General features: G+C 40.8%; 14 protein-coding genes. 1 reads left to right on the forward strand and 13 read right to left on the reverse strand.

What is annotated here, in order from left to right; genetic code table 11:
- Window positions 1-832, reverse strand: an 832-nt coding sequence (locus QZY09_RS07105) for a condensation domain-containing protein (RefSeq protein WP_367119181.1), incomplete at its 3' end; no start/stop codon positions are given.
- A gap of 353 nt (window positions 833-1,185) precedes the next feature.
- Between QZY09_RS07105 and QZY09_RS07110 the strand changes: the two genes are divergently transcribed.
- Entirely contained in the window at window positions 1,186-2,004 is an 819-nt protein-coding gene (locus QZY09_RS07110; RefSeq protein WP_295670208.1) for a type II CAAX endopeptidase family protein, read from the forward strand.
- A 159-nt stretch (window positions 2,005-2,163) separates the two neighbouring features.
- Here QZY09_RS07110 and QZY09_RS07115 read toward each other — a convergent pair whose 3' ends face one another.
- The 12 genes from QZY09_RS07115 to QZY09_RS07170 all read right to left on the reverse strand — a co-directional run bounded on the left by QZY09_RS07115 (window position 2,164) and on the right by QZY09_RS07170 (window position 21,941).
- Complete coding sequence (locus QZY09_RS07115) at window positions 2,164-2,373, reverse strand: hypothetical protein (RefSeq protein WP_295670211.1); 210 nt, start codon at window positions 2,371-2,373, stop codon at window positions 2,164-2,166.
- A 247-nt stretch (window positions 2,374-2,620) separates the two neighbouring features.
- On the reverse strand, window positions 2,621-3,280 hold the full coding sequence (locus QZY09_RS07120) for a carbohydrate-binding family 9-like protein (protein WP_295670214.1): 660 nt from the start codon (window positions 3,278-3,280) through the stop codon (window positions 2,621-2,623).
- Between the two features lie 110 nt (window positions 3,281-3,390).
- The gene (locus QZY09_RS07125) at window positions 3,391-4,698 is read right to left on the reverse strand and encodes a sugar MFS transporter (RefSeq protein ID WP_295670217.1); all 1,308 of its coding nucleotides are present in this window, start codon (window positions 4,696-4,698) and stop codon (window positions 3,391-3,393) included.
- A 134-nt stretch (window positions 4,699-4,832) separates the two neighbouring features.
- On the reverse strand, window positions 4,833-7,883 hold the full coding sequence (locus QZY09_RS07130) for a DUF5107 domain-containing protein (protein WP_295670220.1): 3,051 nt from the start codon (window positions 7,881-7,883) through the stop codon (window positions 4,833-4,835).
- A 40-nt stretch (window positions 7,884-7,923) separates the two neighbouring features.
- Entirely contained in the window at window positions 7,924-10,914 is a 2,991-nt protein-coding gene (locus tag QZY09_RS07135) for a glycoside hydrolase domain-containing protein (protein WP_295670223.1), read from the reverse strand.
- A 55-nt stretch (window positions 10,915-10,969) separates the two neighbouring features.
- On the reverse strand, window positions 10,970-11,977 hold the full coding sequence (locus QZY09_RS07140) for a c-type cytochrome (RefSeq protein WP_295670226.1): 1,008 nt from the start codon (window positions 11,975-11,977) through the stop codon (window positions 10,970-10,972).
- Window positions 11,978-12,001: 24 nt separating this feature from the next.
- Window positions 12,002-13,414 carry an aryl-sulfate sulfotransferase gene (locus tag QZY09_RS07145; RefSeq protein WP_295670229.1) on the reverse strand — a complete coding sequence of 471 codons (1,413 nt, stop codon included), beginning with the start codon at window positions 13,412-13,414 and terminating at the stop codon, window positions 12,002-12,004.
- Window positions 13,415-13,500: 86 nt separating this feature from the next.
- Window positions 13,501-15,018: a RagB/SusD family nutrient uptake outer membrane protein gene (locus QZY09_RS07150; protein WP_295670232.1), complete on the reverse strand. Its 1,518-nt coding sequence runs from the start codon at window positions 15,016-15,018 to the stop codon at window positions 13,501-13,503.
- Window positions 15,019-15,061: 43 nt separating this feature from the next.
- A complete protein-coding gene (locus QZY09_RS07155; protein ID WP_295670236.1) occupies window positions 15,062-18,076 on the reverse strand; it encodes a TonB-dependent receptor in 3,015 nt (1,004 codons plus the stop codon).
- A gap of 550 nt (window positions 18,077-18,626) precedes the next feature.
- Entirely contained in the window at window positions 18,627-19,211 is a 585-nt protein-coding gene (gene cysC, locus QZY09_RS07160) for an adenylyl-sulfate kinase (RefSeq protein ID WP_295670239.1), read from the reverse strand.
- The gene (cysQ, locus tag QZY09_RS07165; protein ID WP_295670241.1) at window positions 19,189-19,986 is read right to left on the reverse strand and encodes a 3'(2'),5'-bisphosphate nucleotidase CysQ; all 798 of its coding nucleotides are present in this window, start codon (window positions 19,984-19,986) and stop codon (window positions 19,189-19,191) included. The genes cysC and cysQ overlap by 23 nt, the downstream gene beginning before the upstream one ends.
- 5 nt (window positions 19,987-19,991) lie before the next feature.
- Window positions 19,992-21,941, reverse strand: a complete 1,950-nt coding sequence (locus QZY09_RS07170) for a M1 family metallopeptidase (RefSeq protein ID WP_295670244.1) — start codon at window positions 21,939-21,941, stop codon at window positions 19,992-19,994.
- Between the last annotated feature and the right edge of the window lie 114 nt (window positions 21,942-22,055).

A 22,055-nucleotide genomic window follows, 5' to 3' on the forward strand; every position in this document is an offset into this window, starting at 1 on the left:
ATTTTGAGATATTATAATCTGCTTTTTCAGGTGACAATTTTATTCCATTCCAATCATAAAGCGATGGTATATTTTGATATACAAAAAGCACCTGGAAAATTGGTGAGATGCCGCGGTCTCTTATAGGCCGTATTTCTTCAATTAACTTTTCAAAAGGGAGTTCCTGGTTGAGTATAACGGTTTGGCTTATATCCTTCACCTGCAACAGGTAATCTCTAAACGTGCCTGTAACATCTAATTTGGTTTTATGCGGTAAGGTATTTAGAAATAACCCCAATGTATTTTGAAATTCCTTAATGTTTCTGTTGGCCAAAGGGATACCTACAACAATGTCTTCATCTCCTGAATATTTATACAATAAAATATTAAAAACAGACAAAAGTGTATGAAATACGTTGACATTTTCAAGCCTGCTGAAATTGGCTATTTTTGAGACTAAGCCGGCATCAAGCGTCGCCGTTTCTAATGCACCTTCATACTTAATTACAGGTGGCCTGGTATAATCTGAAGGAAGGCGCGAAGGTTCCGGATCGTTAGGGATTAGATTTCTCCAAATTTTTAAACTCCTGGCATACTCAGCACTTTGAAACCAATTTATTTCCCAATTCACGTAATCAATGAACTGATATTTTATAGCAGGTAAACTAATTGGCTTTCCTTGGAGCAAATCATGATACACCTGCAATGTTTCCCGAAAAAGCAGAGAACTTGACCATGCATCAGAAATAATGTGGTGGGAAGTATAAATAAAAACATATTCAAGATGGGATAAATGAAGAATAGAGTGGAGAATACGGAGGCCTTGACCACCTAATTCCGAAATGTCGAACAGGTGATTCCGTTACACTTTGACCATGTTAACGTATTGATTGTCAATTTAATTTTCTTTAACTTATTACACAAATCGGTGCTCTACATCCTACGGAATCGCCTGGTCAAGCTATCCGGAATATCCACTCAGAGCGGGACTGTTCTCGAACCAATTTATTGAAGATTTACAAAGAATAGCTTGTTTGGAAGCTTGATGGGAACACTGAAAATAATAAACCGGGACCTTTTTCGAACTCTCTAAATAAATAGATAAGTCAAAACCATACCATAATCGAAAAAAGGAAAAAAGCGATTGGAATGTTAAGTATTACGGTTAAATTGCAATATTTCAACAAATACTTTCACGATTGACCAATGGATGATAAACCTAAAATACGAATTGCAGTAATATTCATATTTCTTACTTTTCTGATAACTTGGGGAATAAATATCCCTTTAGCACTTGCAGCACATCATCAAATTAAGTTTTCAGTTCCAAGATGGCTAGAAATCACTTCAACTTTAAGCCCGGGAATAGTTGCTTTTTTTATAACGATTTTCCAATATAAAAAAGCAGGCTTTACAACGTTGTTAACGAAAATTGTAAAATGGCGGGTAAATTATAAATGGTATCTTTTTGTACTATTGATACCAGCAGTATGCGTTGTTCCTTCCCTTTGCATTTATCTTTACATATTACATAAACCACTTGTCCTGTCAGAATGGTATCTGCCATTGATTCTGTTTTTTATTTTTATACCATTTAGCCCTTTATGGGAAGAAATAGGCTGGCGAGGCTTTTTATTGCCAATCCTTCAAGATAAATTTCGTCCACTGACGGCTGCGGTTATTTTAGGACTTATCTGGGGAATTTGGCATATTCCTATGTATTTAACACATAATCCTGAAGGAAGCAGAACGCAACTATTTTTAGTTTACTTCATTATTGGCACGGTGCCTATTACCATTTTGTTTGTATGGCTATTTAATAGGACCGGAAGTTTATTAATAACAATTTTTTTTCATGCGGCAATAAATGCCACATTTGCCTTGTTTGGGAAATTGCCTACAGGTGAATTGCGACCTTTTATTTACACCATGATCATCTTTACAACGGTCGCTATATGTATTGTCTGGAAGACAAAAGCCATTCTTGGGGAAACAAAAACAGCGTATAATGCTCCCATTTTGTAATGCTCTATCTAAATTAGGGGAAAAAACCTCGCAAGTACGTCGGTACTTGCGAGGTTTTTGTACTCAGAGCGGGACTATTCTCGAACCAATTTATTGAAGATTTAAAACGAATAGCGGCTTTGGTGGCTTGAACGATACTTTTGAAATATCAAAGCAGGATTAAGATCGAACCGGAACTGTTTTCGCGTTGTAAGGCAGCTTCTTCTTCACCCAGGAATTCTGATCCTCATCAACAATATACCCGGGTTGAAATTGCAAATAATAGCTACGGCTTTTTGAGGCTATAGGCGGCGCTTGTTGCTGGTATTGGTACGATCCCGGATAAGGCTGATCTGTAACCAACCATTCAACACCATTAGTTTTGCTCATATCCACATTCTTCCAACCCAGCGGCAATTTGGCGGTTTTGAAATTTTCGCTCCAAAAACCTTTTTGGTCTGCATTATTCTTTTGGGGGTAAGTGTTTAACGTGCTTACAAATACTGCAAAAAACTAATAATGTTCTTTTCATTTGATGTTTATTTAAGATAACAGGCATAGCAGTTCTAAAAACTTCTTTTACCTGTTGAATCAATCGGGGTTATTGTAAATGGAGTGATATGAGACCACCAATATTTCATTCATTTGATTTATCCTGTTCAAATATTAAGGCGCCAAAATATTGCGGTAAGTGAAAATTGGGCTTGTCAGCGATGATATTATTCCAGCATAAAAAATGGGGTTCCGGTAAATCATCGCCGCATTTATAAAAATTGGCTTTACAGGCCATGCCTTTCAATGTTGAAATTGAGTGCTTATAAAATAGGCTGAAAGGAATAACCAGGCTGAGCTCCCACTCAAAAGGCAATGAATCACCACGTACAGTTTTATTGCTTGCCGTGCTTTTTATATCACTTATAAGTAATGCCGGAAGCAGTTCCCTGTCGCCTGGCAATCCATAGCCGACAAGGGCAGTGCCAATAGCGTTGAATTCGAAATTGTAATAAGTCTCATCGTCGTCAAATGTTATAAAAAATTCAACACAACTATCCTTGTAAACAGGTTCGTTGGTTCGTTGGTAAATAGCTTTGAAGTGCTTTTCTTTCACACAAAATGCCAGGAAAATCGCATCATCGCCATAACCTATGTTGAAGGTAACTTCGGGCCTGTCAAAAACAGCTGGCCAGGGTTCACAGGTTAATTTATTGGGCTTAGTCTGCGAAAACAGATCCGCTGAATCGAGTGCTGAGCTTCCATAGTGGATACCTGGCAAATAAGGCACTTTTAATAAACTCATTTACAATTCAATTTATTTTTAACACTAACGCTGCATACATAAAGCTGCTTAAAACCTGTTATGGTTTATTTTCAAGCCTTTGCACCGTTCATTAAATCACTAATACTGACTTACTTTTTTGTTATTGCAAGCCCCTTTTTATATCCGCTTATCGCATAATATAGGATGAACAAATAACACGGAACCATCACCCAGTAGGCCTGGTGCAAACTAAATTTATCTGCAAGGAAGCCATAGAGCAGGGGGATCAACCCGCCGCCCGCTATACCCATAATTAATAAGGATGAACCTGATTTTGTAAATTTACCAAGGCCGTTGATCGCCAATGGCCACAGCGCCGGCCACATCAGCGCATTGGCTATGCCCAGGAATGCGATAAAAAAAACAGAAACAGTACCCTGGGTAAAAATGGCGACCAGCGAAAAAATAACGCCGATGACAGCCGACACCTTTAAAGCCGCCCGCTGCGAAAAATATCTCGGAATACAGATTATGCCCACAATATACCCTAAGAGCATCCCCGATAAGGTACAGGTAGCGAAAAACTTAGCTGTTTGCAAGGGAACCCCGATACTGGATGCATAATTGATCACCGAATCGCCCGCTAAAACCTCAACCCCAACATAAAGGAACAGGGTTAATACACCCAATAACAAATAGGGGAATTGGAAAATACTTGTTTTGCCGGCTGTTGATTCGTCTTCTGCCACATCCTTATTATCAGTGTCGATTTCAGGCAGGGTGGAATAATAAATGAATATCGCCAGGATCACCATTCCGGCAACAATGGCCACATAAGGCATAATAACTTTATGCGAAAGTATGGTCAGTTCGGCATCCTTTTGAACTGCCGACATCTTTAGAATATTGATCTTTAATTTGTCTGCATCCTTTAATATGATTGCCCCCAATATAATCGGCCCTAAGGCCCCTGCAACCTTATTAAATATCCCCATAATGCTGATACGCCTGGCAGCGCTTTCAATTGGCCCCAGGATAGTAATGTATGGGTTTGAAGCAGATTGCAATATGGCTAAGCCCATGCCCTGTACAAAAAGCCCCAGCAAGAACAGCAAATATATTCGTGTTAACGCGGCGGGAATAAAAATGGCTGCCCCCACACCAATAACGATCAATCCGGCGGCCATTGAGTTTTTGAACCCCATTCTTTTAAGGATAAACGTTGACGGCAGCGCCATAAAGAAGTAAGCGATATAAAAGGCGAACGCCACAAAAAAAGCCTCCAGGTTATTCAGCTGGCAGGCAAGTTTGAGGTAGGTGATCAATACGGCGTTTAACCAGGTAAGAAAGCCGAAAACGAAAAACAAGGCACTAATAATGTAAATAGGCTTTAACCCGCTTTTTACTGCCGCTTTTTGTGGCGCAACAGTTGAATAATCGTTTTCAATTTGACTCATTTTTATTTTTATAAATGTATTTATCGAAGTAAACCAGGAAAATAAAATTGGTATAAGGTATGGTTTTATTTTAACTGCATCAACCGTTCCAATAAACGTACGCCTGAATCATCAGGATCAATTTTCTCGCTTTGTTAATTTTCAAACACCTGTTTACACCATCCCAATATCTTATTATCCGGGTACTGGTTAACCTGGGCGTTTAACCATTCAACTGCTTCCGTTTTTCCGTTCAGCTTTTCCATGGCCCATGCTGTTACGAGGTGGTTGGCAGGTAAAAAATTACTCACCGTATTTTCAATTTTCGATTTAAACTGAATAATCTTTTGCAATGATTCCTGTGCTTCGTCTTTTTTTCCTAACCCTTGATAGCAGAGATAGGTCATCCAATCTTCTAACCGTTCATCCAAATTTTCGGGGTAAGGTTTACCAACGCCTAAGTTAAGCGGCCATTTTTTTGCATCATTTATCAAGATCAATGCATTTGTATATTTTTTATTTTGGATTTTTTCAATGGCCTGCATCAGCTCTGCTTCGTGGTATAACTCACGCCCGATGGTGGCCCCTTCGAATGGCAAAATATCAATCCTGGCTAAAAGGTCAGAACAAGCCTTATATTGTTTGTTAAGCAACAAGGTTTTGGCATACAACATCCCTATAATATAATTTTCGGAATGGGAATGATAGAAAGGCTCAACAGTTGCTAATGCAATTTCATATTGATTATTTTTAATATAATATTCACAAAGCAGTTTATTATAACGCCATTCGCCTTTATCCAGTGCTTCGGCTTTTTTTAGGTCAGTCAGATCCGAAGCTCCCAATTGCATTCCCGCACGCGCCGAGTAAAAAGGCGCAAAGTCTGGTTCATTGCCGCATTCAATAAATAGTTTTTTACTTTCTTCTATACGGTTCCTGTCTTTGTATAATAAAGCGAGGTAATATTCAGGCTGCCAATTATTGTTTTGTTGCTTTGCCCAAAGCAATACCTCTTCATCTTCGGAGCGAAATGGAAACACAAACGCGGGCGATGAATTATTTGCCTTCTTTAAGGTTTCAGTAAAGGGCAGCCCTCGCTTGTTTTGCAAAAATGCAAACCAATAATTCACCAGTGCATTTGCAGGCGCTATTTGTAAAACTTTTTCAGCCTCATCGGTGCAGCCATTTTTGTAATAATCAATTGCTAACTCAAGGTAGGTTTCTACCGGCATTTCATCACGGATCACCGACGCAAACTTTGTTTTGTTTTCTTCGGATGGCTGCCACAAATATTGTTCAAACCGCGCAAAATGATTCAGCGGATCAAAAGATAATATTGTATCTAAAATCTGTTTAGCCTTTTCGTTATTACTTTGATTCCGGTAAGCAATCGCCTGTATTTCCAATGCTGCAATATCAAAGCGGTTAAAGTCGAGGGCCTTTGCGGCAAATTCTAATGCTTTATTCCAGTTCTTTTCTTTTAGATATAAATTACTCAGCCCATTATAAGCGGCGCTCTTATATTCGCCTGTTAAACTTGCTATATCAAAACCATCTTTGGCATCAACAGTATTCCCAAGCTGAGCGTTGATAAGGGCATAGTAATAATTTGCGCCGCCATCGTTGGTGTTAATGCTCAATGCCCGTTTAGCCAGCGCCAATGCTTCAGTATATCGCATATTGCGATACATTAGCTCCGCCATTTGCACCAATGCGGGTAAATAATCAGGATTTTTCTGCAAGGCTGCCTGTAATTTTTCTTCAGCTGCGGCATACATTTTCTCATCCATCAACTCTTTACCCTGGATGTATAACCCATAATCAGACGCCCAGTCGAAATCTTTTGGCGAATCAAGCGGACGGGCTAAATTGTTTGCATCAGGGTTTGATTGATAAATGAGCTTGTTACCGCCCAAGGTAACTACCAGGTCATCCTGACCGCCGTTAATTTTTATAGAATCAACAAAAGTTTTTAACGGCGATAACTCTATTTTTTTATTATAAATAACCTGGGCACCTTGCCTTACTTGCAGAGTATCCGCGAGTTTTAATATTGGATTAAAATAAATTTTGAGCCAGCCATTTTCGTGTTTCACATTTAATGCGCCATATTCATTGGCTTCAACAAATCCCTTTGTTTTTAAAACGGGGTACCAGTACTCTGTCCATGTATCCGCATCGGCAGGCGAAAAGCTTTTGTGTTTAAATGGTGTAAACGTGCTTTTATCTGCCGTTTGGTTGAACAGCCTGCCTGATTGAATTTCGGAATACTGGCCATCGGTATCAGTCAATAATTTTTCCCATATCATGCCTTGCTGCGAAAGGCCCCAGATCCAGATCTTCTTCCCCGGTTTTTCATCGTGGCCCGAATAGCGCGCCATACCAAAATCATCATCGTGCCAGTAAGCGCCAAAAAAATCAGTGTATTTACCAAATACATGGTATGATTTATACCCACCGAAGTTATTGTTATCATAAAAAGAAATGTCCTTCCCGTTTTCTTTATTCACCGGCCAGTCGCTGTATTCCCCCTGGTGCCCAATGTAATGGTTACCCGGATACATGTATTGTAAATTACCTTTCGTTTTTATCCCGGTGTTCATCCAGTGATAGTAGGGCTGTTCAATGGCGGTACCGTTATACCAAAATGATTTTGTGGTAAAATATGCCTTGTCCTTGGGCAAATTAATTTCCATTGTCCAGTTTGTACGGGTAAGCAAATCAAGTACGCCAATAATGCAGCTCACGCTGCCGTCATCATTTTTCCGGGTTGTGTAGCTAACGGGGGTTGCGCAGTTTGGCGTATGGCCAATAATGCCATAATTAGCTTCAATACCTCCGCTCGTCCATGGCCCGCGCATGGCAATATCCCTGAATTTAACAACATGGTTGTCATAAACAAAAGACCGCCCGGTTGATTTTTCAATGGCCGACCATATCTTTCCGCCCACTTCTGGCAATATCATCAGTTTGATGTAGGCGTTCTCTAACTCTACTACTTTCCATTCCTTTTGTACTGGTTTATCGGTAAAACCATCATAACGGAAATACGGATAAACATTAGTAGATACAGGTATTGGGTTAGGATCTGAAAACGGATAGGTGGTAAATACTTTATTATATTCCCTTACAACAGCATCGCTTTGACCATAAACGTTGACTATAGCAAATGATACTAAAAACGCGATCAACCCTGTTTTTTTCATGGCGAAATTTTAGATTATATTGAGGAATATATGTTAATTTTTATTTGACTATCAATAACCAGCCTTTGCCTTTTTCAACTGGTATTTTTTCGTTTAACCCGAATGTTTTGCCTGGCTGAAAGTTTTTTATTTCAGGCGCAGTTATAGTTGCTTTCGTTGGATCGATGCCTAATTTTTTCCAGTCAATTTTCAAAGCTATTTCCGTGTCATTTTCAGCCCAGCTGGCAATGGAGACCAATGCGGTCCCTTTCTTTTTGTAAATGGTGGCCAATACCTTTTCGTTATCCGTTTTTACAGGATTGCTCTCCACCCAATAACCAATCATTTGGGTGCCTTTCATTCCAAAATTATCCCATACTTTCCATATCGGCCGTGGATCTGCATTATCGCTCCATGGCATGCGGTTAGTCATGCCAAACACCATGCCCCTCCATCTGTTGCCCCCGCCTTGTAACATCTCTCCCATTAAGCCAAAAGGTATTCCGCTTACTTCTGTCAGGAAAAAATCAGGAGAATTTTTTTCGTAATCAAAATATTCACCAAACCATAAACGGTTCAGGTATGGAAAATGCTCCATGTACAAATTAGCGCTGTTATTAAAGCCGTCGTTTTTGTTGTACTGATTGGCAGAGTGCAGGTCAATTATACCGGGATGGCCATCTGCCGTAAGTACACGTTTAATACGTTTCATTGTAACACGGTCGAAGGCAACATCATCTAAGTAAATACCATCAATGCCAACATTTTGCGTTAGCCAGTTCATTCCTTCCACGTAATAATTATGCCAGCGGTTCATGCCACTGTTAATAATGGCGGCATCTTTTAATTCAGGAACAAACCAGGCGGCGATATAATCGTCGCCCAGATGCTCCTGCAACCAACTAAACCCACCACCCTTCCCGGATGAGTAAATTTCATGCCCCAAACTTCTTAAGGCAAAAGTTTCGTAAGCATGGTTGGATAGTTCACGAATGGTGTTGTATATCTTAACCTTCAAGCCGGCAGCATGGGCCGAATCATCATAAGCCTTCATTTTTTTCCAGGCGATAAAAGGATAATTGAGATAAGGGTTTATCGCCGTTGCGTGGTGTATGTTTATAACGGTAGCACTGGTTTCTTTAATGGTATCGATAGGTTTGTAGGCATGATAAAACCGCGTAGCCCATTGAAAATCGGTGTTAATTGGATGAAACGGCGTGATAAGCAAGTTAAAATTATAATATAATTCCTCGCCTTTAACCAGTTTTCTTTCACCGCTATAATTGTCAGCAAGAATAGACTTGCCTACCTCTGATACTTTGATCCCTCCTTTATTATCATTTCCCCATGACGAAGGTAAAAGCAATGGCTTTTGTAAATAGAAATTTGTATTTAAAGGCCGCACATACTTTTCGTCGCGGAGCGAATACTGAAGTCCTGCATTTACATTGCCTATCCATGCGCCATCCTGGTTTTTATGGGTTACGTCCCATTTCCATTCAAAATTGTCAGGCCGGTAGCCACCTTTTTGGCCCAAACCCATCATATATTTGGCAACATCTTTTGTAAAAGGGATGTGCATGGTAATATCTTTCAAATCAACATCCTGCAAGGCTTTTACTTTTACAGTGTATGCAATAAAGCCATCAAACTCAAGCGATGCAGTTACTTCCATTTGTACGATATCATTGCTGCTGACCGCTTTCCATTGAACTGTGCCCGGTTCGGTTTTGGTAAATCGTACCCCCTGGCCTTTCAGTGCCATATTTTTACCATCAGTCATTTTGGTGAAATGAAAATGAATGGGCTCCGTCAACAAGTCATTAGGAAGTTTTGAATAACCCGTCATTTCGGGGGTAAAAAATGTTTGTATTTGTTTTGGGAAACCGTCTTTGTTGATCTCAACTTTTCTTCCCAGCAAACTGATGGTGTTATTTTTAACGATGAGCGGTATGTATGGTGCGATTACCGTATTCTGTTGGGCCATGGTAGAATTCAGCCATCTCAGCCTGGTCATTTTCCAGGGTTCATTTACACCGCCGTCGGCTAACAAGGTGTTATTAACCGTAATTGATAGTTGAATTTCTTTTGCAGGGCTGCCTTTTACCGTGATGGTAGCTTTACCACAATATGCGCCAGCGGTTGCATCTTTTGGTACATCAATGCCACACCACATAGCCTGAACCGTTCCGGCTGCAACATCTACTGTTTTTGTAAGTGGCAAGGCATTGTACCCAATACCATTGGTGTTGATACAAAAAAGGTTCGCGGCCGAAATTATTTTACCCGATGAAGAAGTAAGATCGCTGAAAGTAACCTTTACATCTTCAAGGCTTTGTAATGCATAAACACCTAATTGAAATGAGAAGTTTTCTCCTTTTGCCGCTTCTCCGTTAAAATTACCCTGCGGCCCCTTGTCTATCCAGCGTTTGGGCAGATCATTTACCATCCTGATGGAATTCAGCCTGTCTTCAGGGAAAACCAGGAATGTTTCAGATTTGTGCTTTTCAATTAACTGGTTGGTTTCATCTTTTGTAGCGATTACCTCCATCGGATAAAAGCTATTGAATGCATCGATGGATTGAAATTCTTTTACGGTGGCTAATTGAACATCATTACTGCCATCTATTGCTTTTAACAAATCGGCAGGCGCTGTATTTTCAGGTTTCAAATAAACACCCCTTGGATAATTGGAACGGCCTTCATTTTTATACGGCATATAATACACGTAGTATGTCCCCTTGCCCGAAACCGGTTCAAAAAGAATTTCGCCGTACTCACGGTTTATCGCGCCTGGTTTTACATTACTTACCTTTTGATGCGTAGTGGCATCTTCAATAATTATCCGTTTGTTTTGCGGGTCATTATCCCTTCTTCTCCATGGGATAATTGCCTTAGCTATCTTACCGGTACCATTAAATTCTAACACAACCCTGTGGTTCCCCAATGAATCCGGGAGCCAGCATTTTGGACAATTTGTATATGGGATATCCTGTGAATAAGCCGTAATTCCGGCCAAAAGAAGAATAAGGGTAAGCAGTTTTCTTTTCATTAATGTTAGTTTAAGCGATATTTATAGGACCCGGCACGGCATTATTATTTATTCGTTAGAATGTTGGTTTCATGCCTTTACTTTCCCAATAGTCAATTATTGGCTTATATGGCCCATACTTGTGTTGCGCATCCGAAAAAGTGTCGTTAAACGGCCCCCTGTCATAATCAATGGCTTTTTCTTTATAGTTTGGATATTGATATTCTTTCACAAATGGGCGCTTGTGTATTTTATCGTCATTGATAAAAGCAGCAAGGTCAAGCGCATCAGCCGATGTAAGGACCGGTTTATTATAAGTAGCTTTATCATAAGGCATATTGGCCATCAGCCATTGTGCTAACTTAACGATCCGGTGCATACTTGAGCCAGGCTGGTATGCTTTTGGCCCCCACAATGGCGGATAAATATATGTTACCCCATTTGGTTGCATCTTCCCTTCGCCATCAAGCCCATGGCACCTTGCGCAATTCGCTGCAAACAGCACGTTTCCTCTTTCGGGCGATGCAGCCACGTCGGGAAAAGTTAGCTCCAGATTTTTTATGCCTTTGGTACTATTATCAACCCTGGATGAATCGTTTAGCCATTTTAAATAGCACATAATTGAAACCATTTCTTTGCTGTCCAGCGGCAAGGGCTTGCCCAGGTGAGGGTGCATGATACAATTATTTATCCGCTCGGCCAATGATAAAACCCGGCCTTCGCGGGCACGATATCCCGGATAATTCCGGAAAGACATAGCCAAATTCAGTGAATACGGTTTTGCCCCGGCATCCTGGTGGCAATTGCTGCAATTCATTTTGTTACCCAGGTATTTACCATTTATACCATTGGGGCCGATATAATATGCCGTATGCAGCATTAATTCCCTGCCATACCTCACCTCATCCCCGTATTTATCATCTGGTATTTTTGTGGTGTCAATACTCACAATCGTGTTGGTATTTGCAACGGAAGCCTTTGCTTCAACCAAAGCGCCTTTTGCACTTTCATTACATGAAATAAATACCTGGAGCGCTGGCCCCAGCATAACAAGAAAAATAATAAACTGATAACTCTTTTTCATCGATCCGTAATTTTAATGTACTCCCTATGGCCGCAAATAAGGAGAAAGCTCGTCGCCTTTTATAAATTCAGCCCTGTAACTTGGCATAGCAGTTTCCATTGTCCATAACAGTGTTCCTTTTCTGTCAGCCAAAACCATTATGTGCCTTTTTGAACAGCAAACCAATACTGTTGTATCATTGATCATATAAGCGCTGCCCATTCGCCCGTTGAACACTTCCTTAGGCAGTTTTATGTGCAGGTCTAACTTTGAAGTTTTATTTTTTTCATCCAATTTTAAAGCAAATACACCCGACTGATGCTTATCAACGCCATTGTCAAAAAACATCAGGTTCCCGTAAGCGTTTATATGCGCCGCGTGTGCCTGGGTAAAATCGCATTCGGCCGGCATTGTTATTGTGCCGCCTTTACCAAACTTCCAGATCACTTTTCCGGTATGGGCATCCACTTTCCAGATCTGGCCGTTGTTAAAAAATGAAATAATATAATTACCGTCTTTATCAAAATTTAAACTGTTGGCGTGCATCCAGTCTTTTTTACTTTTGAGCAGCCTGGCATCTTTTAATGGGTCAATCGCATCAAAAACACTCCAGGACCATACTTTTCTGGCCTTATTATCCATTACCAAAATACCATCGCCGGCAACGGTATCCTTTTTACCGCCGCCAATGGAACTCAGGTCCATAATCCTTTTATCTACATACAGCGTTACCAGCTGGTTTTGATCGTTTCTTAAAATTTCGTGGTGAATGGTATTGGTAAAATCGCCCTGCCCTTTTTTAAGGTTCAAAAGCGTATCGCCCAGTAAATTGATCTCTAAGATCTGGCTACCATAACTGGTAGGTTCATCATTTGTGCCAAGAATAGAAAGGATGGTATGATCCTTTGTGAAATGAGCGACTTTAAAGCCCATGCCATCAACCATATGATACCATCGTATCTGCCCCCGGTAATCAACCAAAACTGCTATGCCAGGTGCGTATCTTTTATTGACGAGCATTAATCCATTTCTAAATTCCGCGGGAACAAACTTTGGGAACTTATTGATGGCTTTAAATTGTTCCTGCAGCCACATGGGCAGGTCCTTCGATTGGAAGCTATACGTTTTACTAATGCGCTTAACCCCGTTTTTCGTGGTTACAATATGGTACTGGTAATTTGTTTTCGGTAATAAATTGCATAAAACAAGCCGGTGCGATACCGAACTCTTTGAGACATTCGATTGCATTTTGTTAATGCTGTCGCCTTTTTGAGGCCAATATTCCGCGTATGCGTCTACTGCGGAATCGGTTAATACATCAACCTGGATTTTTAACACATTATTGTTATGCAACCCTATCCGGATCTCATTTATAACCTTTCCGTTAGGACTAGAGCAGCCGAAAAAAACTACTGCAAAAACCAAAAGGACCGCATACCCCGAAAAACGCTTGATCATTAGCATAGTAATTATTGAACTAAAAAAATCACTAAGAATATCCACCCGAAGGTGATATATTCTTAGTGATCGGACATTACAATTTTTTATTGTTCTCTTCCGGCATTACTCAGGTTCGGGTTAAGCTGAGCCTGGTTTAGCGGGTACGAGAAATATTGATCTTTAGGCAAGCTAATGGTATTGGTTTGCCCGATAGATTTAAGGTAGGCATTTACAATCACATCATATTGGCCCATTCTTAATAAATCGGCCCTGCGTTTTCCTTCATAAAAGAATTCCCATCCGCGCTCCTGCAAAATAGCTAACCTTAACGATGTTTGCGTATAGTTGCCCAAAACAAGCGGTGTAGCGTGCGAGCGCTGCCTAACCTGGTTAATTAACCCAATACTTTCAGCACTCGGGCCATTCAGTTCATTTAAGGCTTCAGCCCTGCTTAGCAGTACGTCAGCGTAGCGCAAAATATCAACGCTGTGCCCATCATAATAAACATTTACTGAACCGGTTGAATCGGCATACTTTGAGGTTGCCACGTTAGGCATATACAAAACGCCTGCAGGCGGGGTAGCGCCCGGAGTTGGAGCCTCTTCATGTAATAAACCATCGGTACCGTTATATTTAGGGAAAAATTCACCTCCACGGTCGTCGTTAGCAGCAAAGCTATGATAAAAAGACCAGGTTACCGCGTAATATTGCCACCTGTTTGGTATAGCCGGATGTACCAGCGGGCCAAAATGGTTCATTAATTCAGTTCCGTTTACATTGGCATCACTCAATACGGAGAATATATTTTCAGAACACCATTTGTTAGACTCTAAAAATAAGCCCTGGTATGATGGGAAAAGTTGATAGGTACCCGCGCTGATCACCTGCTGCATCATATCAGCAGATTTTTGCCATTGATGCTGGCGCAGATATAGTTTACCCAGCAAAGTCATTGCAGCGCCTTTTGTAGCCCTGCCCGGATCGTTACTTGGATAGATTGTGTTATTTGCATAGCTTACCGGAAGAACATTAATTGAATATTGCAGCTCCGAGATCAGCAAAGTCTCAATGCCAGCTACCGATGTTACAGGCGCCTGGCTCAAGTAATTTGGATTGGCCAAATTAGCCTCCGTTGCCAAAACCACAGGGCCCCATGCATCGGTCAGGTCCATATAAGCTACAGCGCGTAAAAATTTCGCCTCTGCCAAAAACTGGGCCTTTTGTGCAGCAGTAATTGTTGTCATGGCCGAAATGTTATAAATCGCGCTGTTCGCGTCTGCGATCAATTTATAAATCTGACGCCAGTCTTCAGCCAATAACCCGTTTGCCGAGTTCCATTTGGACAGTGAAAGCTGGCCAGGGTCGCCACCGTAGCTGCAATTGCCAATATCGGTAGGAATGTCAGTAAGGGCAAAGTGCCTTACTGTCCAGTAATCATAATTGTCGGTAATCGATGGGCCCTTTAAACGGGCGTACACTGCATTTACTGCAGCAATAGCATCCGACTCAGTAAGAAAAGCATTCACACTGGTAAGGCTGCTAACTACTTTAGGGTCTAAATTCTTATTGCAGGAAAACTGCAGAATGACCACCGGTATGAGAAGCAAAATATATTTTTTCATTTTTTTAATTTTATGTTAATCCTTTATAAATCAAGCTATTTTATTAGTGAACAGAAAGTTTTAAACCAATAATATAGGTCCTGAAAGCGGGGAAGCCGCCAAAATCCAAACCACCGGTAATATTGCTCCCACTATAACCGCCGGAAGCGTTAAGCGCCTGGCCTTGGTGAACATTTTCCTCCGGATCGGTGCCTTTGTAACCTGTAAAGGTTAATAAATTTTGTCCTTCAGCATATATTGTCAGCCCCCTGATGAATGGCGTTTTTGTAAATACGGAAGAAGGTATAGTATAGCTGAATGAGGCTGTTTTTAAACGTACGTACGATGCATTTTGAACAAATCTGGAGTTAACATAACCACCGTATTGGCTTAAAAAATACCCTTCGCGCGGTATATTGGTATTTTCATTTACGCCTGGTACAAACCTGTTTAACGCAGCAGCACCGGTTGTCGATTCTAATACTAATGCATTCATGTTATACAGATCGTAATCAAAGGCGCCCTGGAAGAACACGTTTAAACCAAAACCTTTATAAGAAAAATTATTTCCAAGGGCCGCAGTATAATGCGGGTTTGTGTTGCCTAAATAGGTTTGGTCGGCAGGCGTAATAGCGCCATCGCCATTTAAATCAGCATATTTAGGATCGCCCGGTTTAGCGTTTGGTTCAGGGGCATAGTTCTCGCCTGTTTTAATTACGCCTTCATATTTATAGCCATAAAATTCGCCTAATTCCTGGCCCACAGCTAATTTAGTAAACTGTGCACCCGAAACTGTTCCGCTGGGGTTAGCTGTATTTGAATAAATTGCTGAAATGCCCGGCGCTAATGATAAACAAGTTTGTTTGTTATAAGCGGCGTTGAAGCTGCTGGTCCATGAAAAGCTGGCAGATTTCACATTAACTGTATTTATACCCAATTCAACACCCTGGTTGCGGACTGAACCGGCATTTACTATTTCGCTGTTAGCGCCCCACCAGTTTCCAACCGGAACGTTTAATAATAAGTTAGAGGTAGTTTTCCTGTACACATCTAACGTTGCAGTTATACGGCCATCAAAAAATCCCATATCTAAACCTGCATCAAATTGAGCAGTACTTTCCCATTTTAAAGCGGGGTTAGGCAATGATGCCGGTTCTATACCTACCTGGAGCGGGCCGCCCGGGGCAAGAACTGTGTTCCATGGACTAAATGTGCTCAAATAAGCGGTTGACTGAGGAATACGGTCGTTACCGGTTATACCATAACCAACCCTGATTTTCAGATCGGAAAATGTATTTAAATTTTTTATAAAATCATCTTCTCCCAGCTTATAAGCAATTGCACCGGATGGGAAAATACCGTGGCTGTTTTTAGGGCCGAATCGTGAGGATCCATCATCCCTTAAAGTAAAGGTTGCTAATAATTTATCTTTGAAAGCATAATTTATCCTGGTATAGTAGTCGGTACCGGTTGTCTGTACCCTGTAACTGGTGGGTGAATTTGCTATTGAACCAGCTGTTAAATTATAAAACAAAAATTCATTGGTTGAATAGCCTTGTGACCCTGCACCTATTCCTTGGTCAATGTCTTTTTGATTTGAGTTACCTAACAATATGGTGAAATCATGGTCCTTATGAATATTAAATTTATAAGTAAAATAATTTTCAACCAGCCACCTGAATGTAGAATACCACTGATCGGTAGCCATACCCGGGTTTGTAAGACCTTCGGCGCTGTTATTTGGCGAATACTGACCGGCAATTGTTTGATTATATTCGGCACCCGCACTTACGTGATAGGTAAGGTTTTTTAATAAGGAATAATCAAGATAGATGTTCCCATTGCCAAATTTATTTTGGGTATTATTTGTTGCTGACAGCAAACTATATATAGGATTGCCGTTACCACCTGTTTGGGGATTATAAAATATATTAAAACTGCCATCAGGTTTATAAACCGGAACGTTAGGCGGCGCAACCAGCAGGCCAAAAATTGGTGCGGTGATATCGCCTGTGTACGACTGCAGATCTGCGATAGAGCTTGAGCCATAAAAATTAGCACCTAATTTGATATTTTCATTAAGGTTTTTTTCGGCTCCCATCCTTGCAGAGTATTTTTGGAAATCGGTATTCTTTAATACTCCAACCTGGTTAAGATAGTTTACAGAGGCATAAATTTTGGAATCCTTATTATTGCTGCTTACGCTAATGCTCCTGTTATCAACGGTGGCAGTTTGTATTGCCGATTGCAACCAGTTAGTATTGGCAGGCGCAAAACCAGAGCCATATGGCGCCGATTTACCATCCTCAATAGCTGTAGCATTTTGAATGTCGGTATATTGCTGCCCGGTAAGTAAAGCAGGTTTGTAAGTATCGTACTGCCAGCCGTTGGACACATCGGCATCAATAGAAACCTGGCCAGGTGTTCCCTTCTTGGTTGTAATTAAGACTACACCGTTTGCACCGCGCGACCCATATATTGCTGTTGCCGAAGCATCTTTTAAGATTTGAATGTCGGCGATATCATTTGGGTTGATCAGGTTGCCGTAGTCAGAAATAAATCCGTCAATAACGTATAAAGGTTCATTACTTGCATTAATGGAGTTGCCTCCCCTTATCGTAATAGCAATACCACCGCCTGGCGCAAAATTTGTTTGCTGTACCAGTACACCTGCTGCTTTGCCCTGTATCGCCTGACCCACATTTGATACTGAACCTCCAAGATTCAGATCGCCGCTTTTTATTGAGCTGACAGAACCCGTGAGGTCTGATTTTTTTACAGCACCGTATCCTACCACTACCACTTCATTCAGTTTGTTTACGTCTTCATCCAAAACAATTGAAATTGATGTGGAACTGCCAACCGAAACTTCCTTAGTAATATAGCCTACTTCGGATATTACCAGTACGCCGGTATTTTTTTTCAATGCAATAACAAACTTGCCATTAACGTCTGTCGAGGTTAAATTAGCTACGCCCTTTTCTTTGACGGTTGCGCCAATTACCGGGGCGCCTTTGCTATCTTTTACGATACCAGTTATCTCCCTGTTTTGTGCAATTGCAAAGATTGGTAAAAGCATTAGCAAACAGCAGCAGACATTTTTTAAGAGCGCATTGCCTGTTATGCCCTTAATTGGAAAGATTGTTTTTCTGAAACCAGATCCAAGTTGCGTGTAAATTTTAGTCATACATTTTTTGGGTTAGTATTAGTTCGTTTGTTTTTATTGGTACTTTGAGTTGTTTTTGAATTACGGAAATTAGGGCTTACCCATAATAAAAGCAATGTTTAAGGCGCTCAAACGCAGCGCAAACGTTTGTTTTTACAAAAACTTAACCCACGCAAACGTTTGATAAATTAACGATCAATTCACATCCGGGAATTTTTGGGGGAGTATATTGCGTTCTTTTTAACGCTGATGCATAATATTTTTTGCAATTTTCTCCCCGAAACGTCATGTTTGAGAATTATCACTAAATTTTTTTGGTAAGCGCAAAAAAACAAACAGGATTGCAGACCTGTTTTTTAGCATCAATGGGGATATTTTATAATGGATAAAGGCACCTTTCACATACGCAAAAGCCAGCTGTTATTATCCAGCTGGCCTTTAAAACGGCGTAATTATTTCATTCTTAACGCATAGAAAGAATATCTTCCCTTTCTGGCATTAATAAGGTGATCCGGGGAGCTATTGCGCTGTAAATTTTCTCCATGCTTTCATAAGGAGATTCATGTACAGTAGAAATAACCAGGTTCGGTTTTTCAGGCTCTTCAAAACTTGAACCAATACCGGTAAAATCTGTTATTTGATTTGCTTTAGCTTTTTTATATAAACCCTTTACATCTCGTTTAGAACATATATTTAAGGAGCAATCAACAAAAACTTCGAAATAACCCTCTCCTATTATATTGGATACCATCGTTCTGTTTTTTTCAAGGGGGGTTATAAAAGAGCAAATCGTTACCATGTTATTGCTTAACATGATCTTCGCTATTTCTGCCGTCCGTCTAAGGTTTTCTTGTCTATCCGCTTCGCTGAACGACAGGTCTTTATTAATACCCTGCCTTAACACATCGCCATCTAAAGCAACAGCATTATAGCCGTCGTTTTCCAGTTTCTCTTTCAATAAAGATGATATGGTAGTTTTACCGGCCCCAGACAAGCCAAATAACCAAACTACTATGCCTTTTTGGCTAATATCCTTCTTCTGATTCATAAACATCCGTATTTATTTTACACAAAAAACTATCGTTTAACATAGACGGCTTATTATAAAATAATGGCTGGCCTGCAAGCGTTTCAACCGTACAACCGCTAAAATGGGCAATTGCTTGCCCTGCTGCTGTATCCCATTCCATAGTTGGCCCACTACGAAAATACAGGTGGGCTTTCCCTTCGGCGATCATACAAAACTTGATGGAACTGCCAACGGCTACGAAATTGACAACAGGATACTGATTGACGACTTCATCTTCGTCCGAATCCGAATGAGAGCGGCTTCCTACAGCTATCCAATCATGGGTGCTCTTGTCTGCCTTTATTTGTAGTGGTTCCTCACCCGGTGTCTGCTTCCAACTCCCTGAAGTACTATCGCCATAATATAGCAGGTTTTGCGTTGGGATATAAATTACCCCCAGCACTGGCACTTGTTTATGGATCAGGGCGATATTTACGGTAAACTCACCGTTCCTTTTAATAAATTCTTTTGTTCCATCCAGCGGATCAACACACCAGTAGGAGGCCCAATTTTTCCGCACTTCATAAGGTGTGTGTTTACCTTCTTCGGATATAATTGGAATTTGAGGACACAGTTTTGTTAAACCTTTGTATATGAGTTCATGTGATACCTGATCCGCAATAGTTAAAGGAGAAGAATCTTCTTTACTGGTTATGTTAAAATCCTGCTCAGGGTCATCATAAATGGTCATGATCGCATGCCCCGCTGCAACTGCAATATCTAAAACCGAATTAATATCAATTGTTATACACATCTTAATTAAGGCATTTTATAAACATTATTACAGCGGTCTGTATCAGGGAACCGTCTATCAGGGTCAATAATCACAGAAGCAATTTTGGTAGTTGAATTGCATCTAAAGGTCCATTTTGCACCCCGTTGCCACACCTCAACAGGAAGTTTTATAAGCTGAACATCCCCATTTTGCCTGGTTACTTTTAAAGTGACAGGCAGGGCCATTTCTCCCAGGTTTTCAATGGATATAAGCGCACCTTGTGATGGGTCATTATTTACGTATTTAACATCGGTTACAGCCTGATCTACATTCCAGGTAGTATAAAACCATTCTTTCCAAAACCAATTGAGGTTATCACCGGCTGCATCATTCATCGTGCGGAAAAAATCATCCGGCTGGGGGTGCTTATACGCCCAGCGTTTTATATAGACATTAAAAGCGTAGTCAAACCTATCTGGCCCTAAAACTTCATTTCGCAGGATATTTAAAGCCAAAGCTGTTTTATAATAATATAGGCCACCTTCGGTCATTACTTCCGGCGCTGTCATTAATGGAGCTTTCTCTTTCAGCAGGCTGCGCGTGATACCTATCGCCGCGCTGGAGGTATCCACATATTCGCCACGATTAAATGCGGCGGTGGAGTATCCATTAATGAAGGTATTTAAACCCTCATCCATCCACATAAAGCGGCGTTCATTACTGCCGACTATCATGGGGAACCAGTTATGCCCAATTTCATGGGTAACATCGCGCCACAGATCGTCATTTTTTATTTCATAGCTGCAAAATACTATACCCGGATATTCCATACCAAGCGCCACACCCGCCACTACAAATGCCGAATGCCAGGGATAAACAAAATAACTGTTGGAGTAGAACTCAATACTATGCTTCAAATACTGGGCCGCCCGGCTATATCTTTCATGCCCTACACTTTCTACAGGATATACGGCCATGGCCAGGCCACCTTTTCCTGAAGGCAGGTTGATACGCGTCGCGTCCCAGATAAATGATCTGGATGCTGACCAAGAAACATCGCGTGTGTTATGCATTTTATAGTGCCAGGTTAATGTACCCTGCTGCTTCGGCCTTGAACCGGGAGTGCCAACTTCCTGCCTGCTAATAATACTAACCGTACTATCGCTCTTTCCTGCATCTGCCAAACGCTTAATTTGTGTGCCTGTTAAAACCTGTTGTGGATTTTGAAGATCGCCCGAGCCGGCAACTATCATATCAGATGGTACAGTAATAAAATAATCATAATCGCCGTATTCGCAATAAAACTCCCCCTCGCCCATGTAAGGTAAAGTGTTCCATCCCTCCACATCGTCATAAACACACATGCGCGGGTACCATTGGGCCAATTGATAGATCATCCCTTGTTTAGTGGACAATCTGCCCATCCGGTCGGCACCATGTTCAGGAACAAAAAAAGAATAATTTACTTTTATACTAATCTGGTCACCATGTGGCTTTACCGCAAAGGGTAGACGTATTTCCATACGGGTATCAGAAATTACAGGTTCAACCTGGTAGGTTTTTCCCATGTAAGTAACAGAAACCGAATCTATCTGGTATCCTTTAGTATATTTTTTTACATCAAAGCGGCCACCTGTAACGGGTGTTGCAGCTGTTCCTCGTGAATCTGCCCTAAATAAATTCTGATCAACTTGCAGCCATAAATAGTTAAGCGTATCTGGACTGTTATTCGTGTAATTAATACTAACATCCCCTTTTACCGAAGTATCTTTTTCTATCAAAGCTGCGCTAATAACGTAACTGGCTGAATTTTGCCAGTATTTAGGTCCTGGTGCTCCATTGGCACTTCTCAATTCATTCCCGTTATGGGTGAAAAATGAAGGATCGAATACCTGTAATGGATTGTAGGAAGATTTAGTTTGCGCCATCGCATAAAATGGCAGCATACATATACACAATAGTCCTAATTTTATAAGTTGTTTATCATTTATCATTGGTTATAAATTAAATTGAAAGGGCATTTTCCTTGATATCCTTCAAAATCTGTAATTGTAATGCTCTTTTGTCCAAATCAGATTGCCTCGCATTTTTTAAGATGCCCTTTTTTA

The organism is uncultured Mucilaginibacter sp. (genome assembly GCF_903913935.1).
GTDB lineage: Bacteria > Bacteroidota > Bacteroidia > Sphingobacteriales > Sphingobacteriaceae > Mucilaginibacter.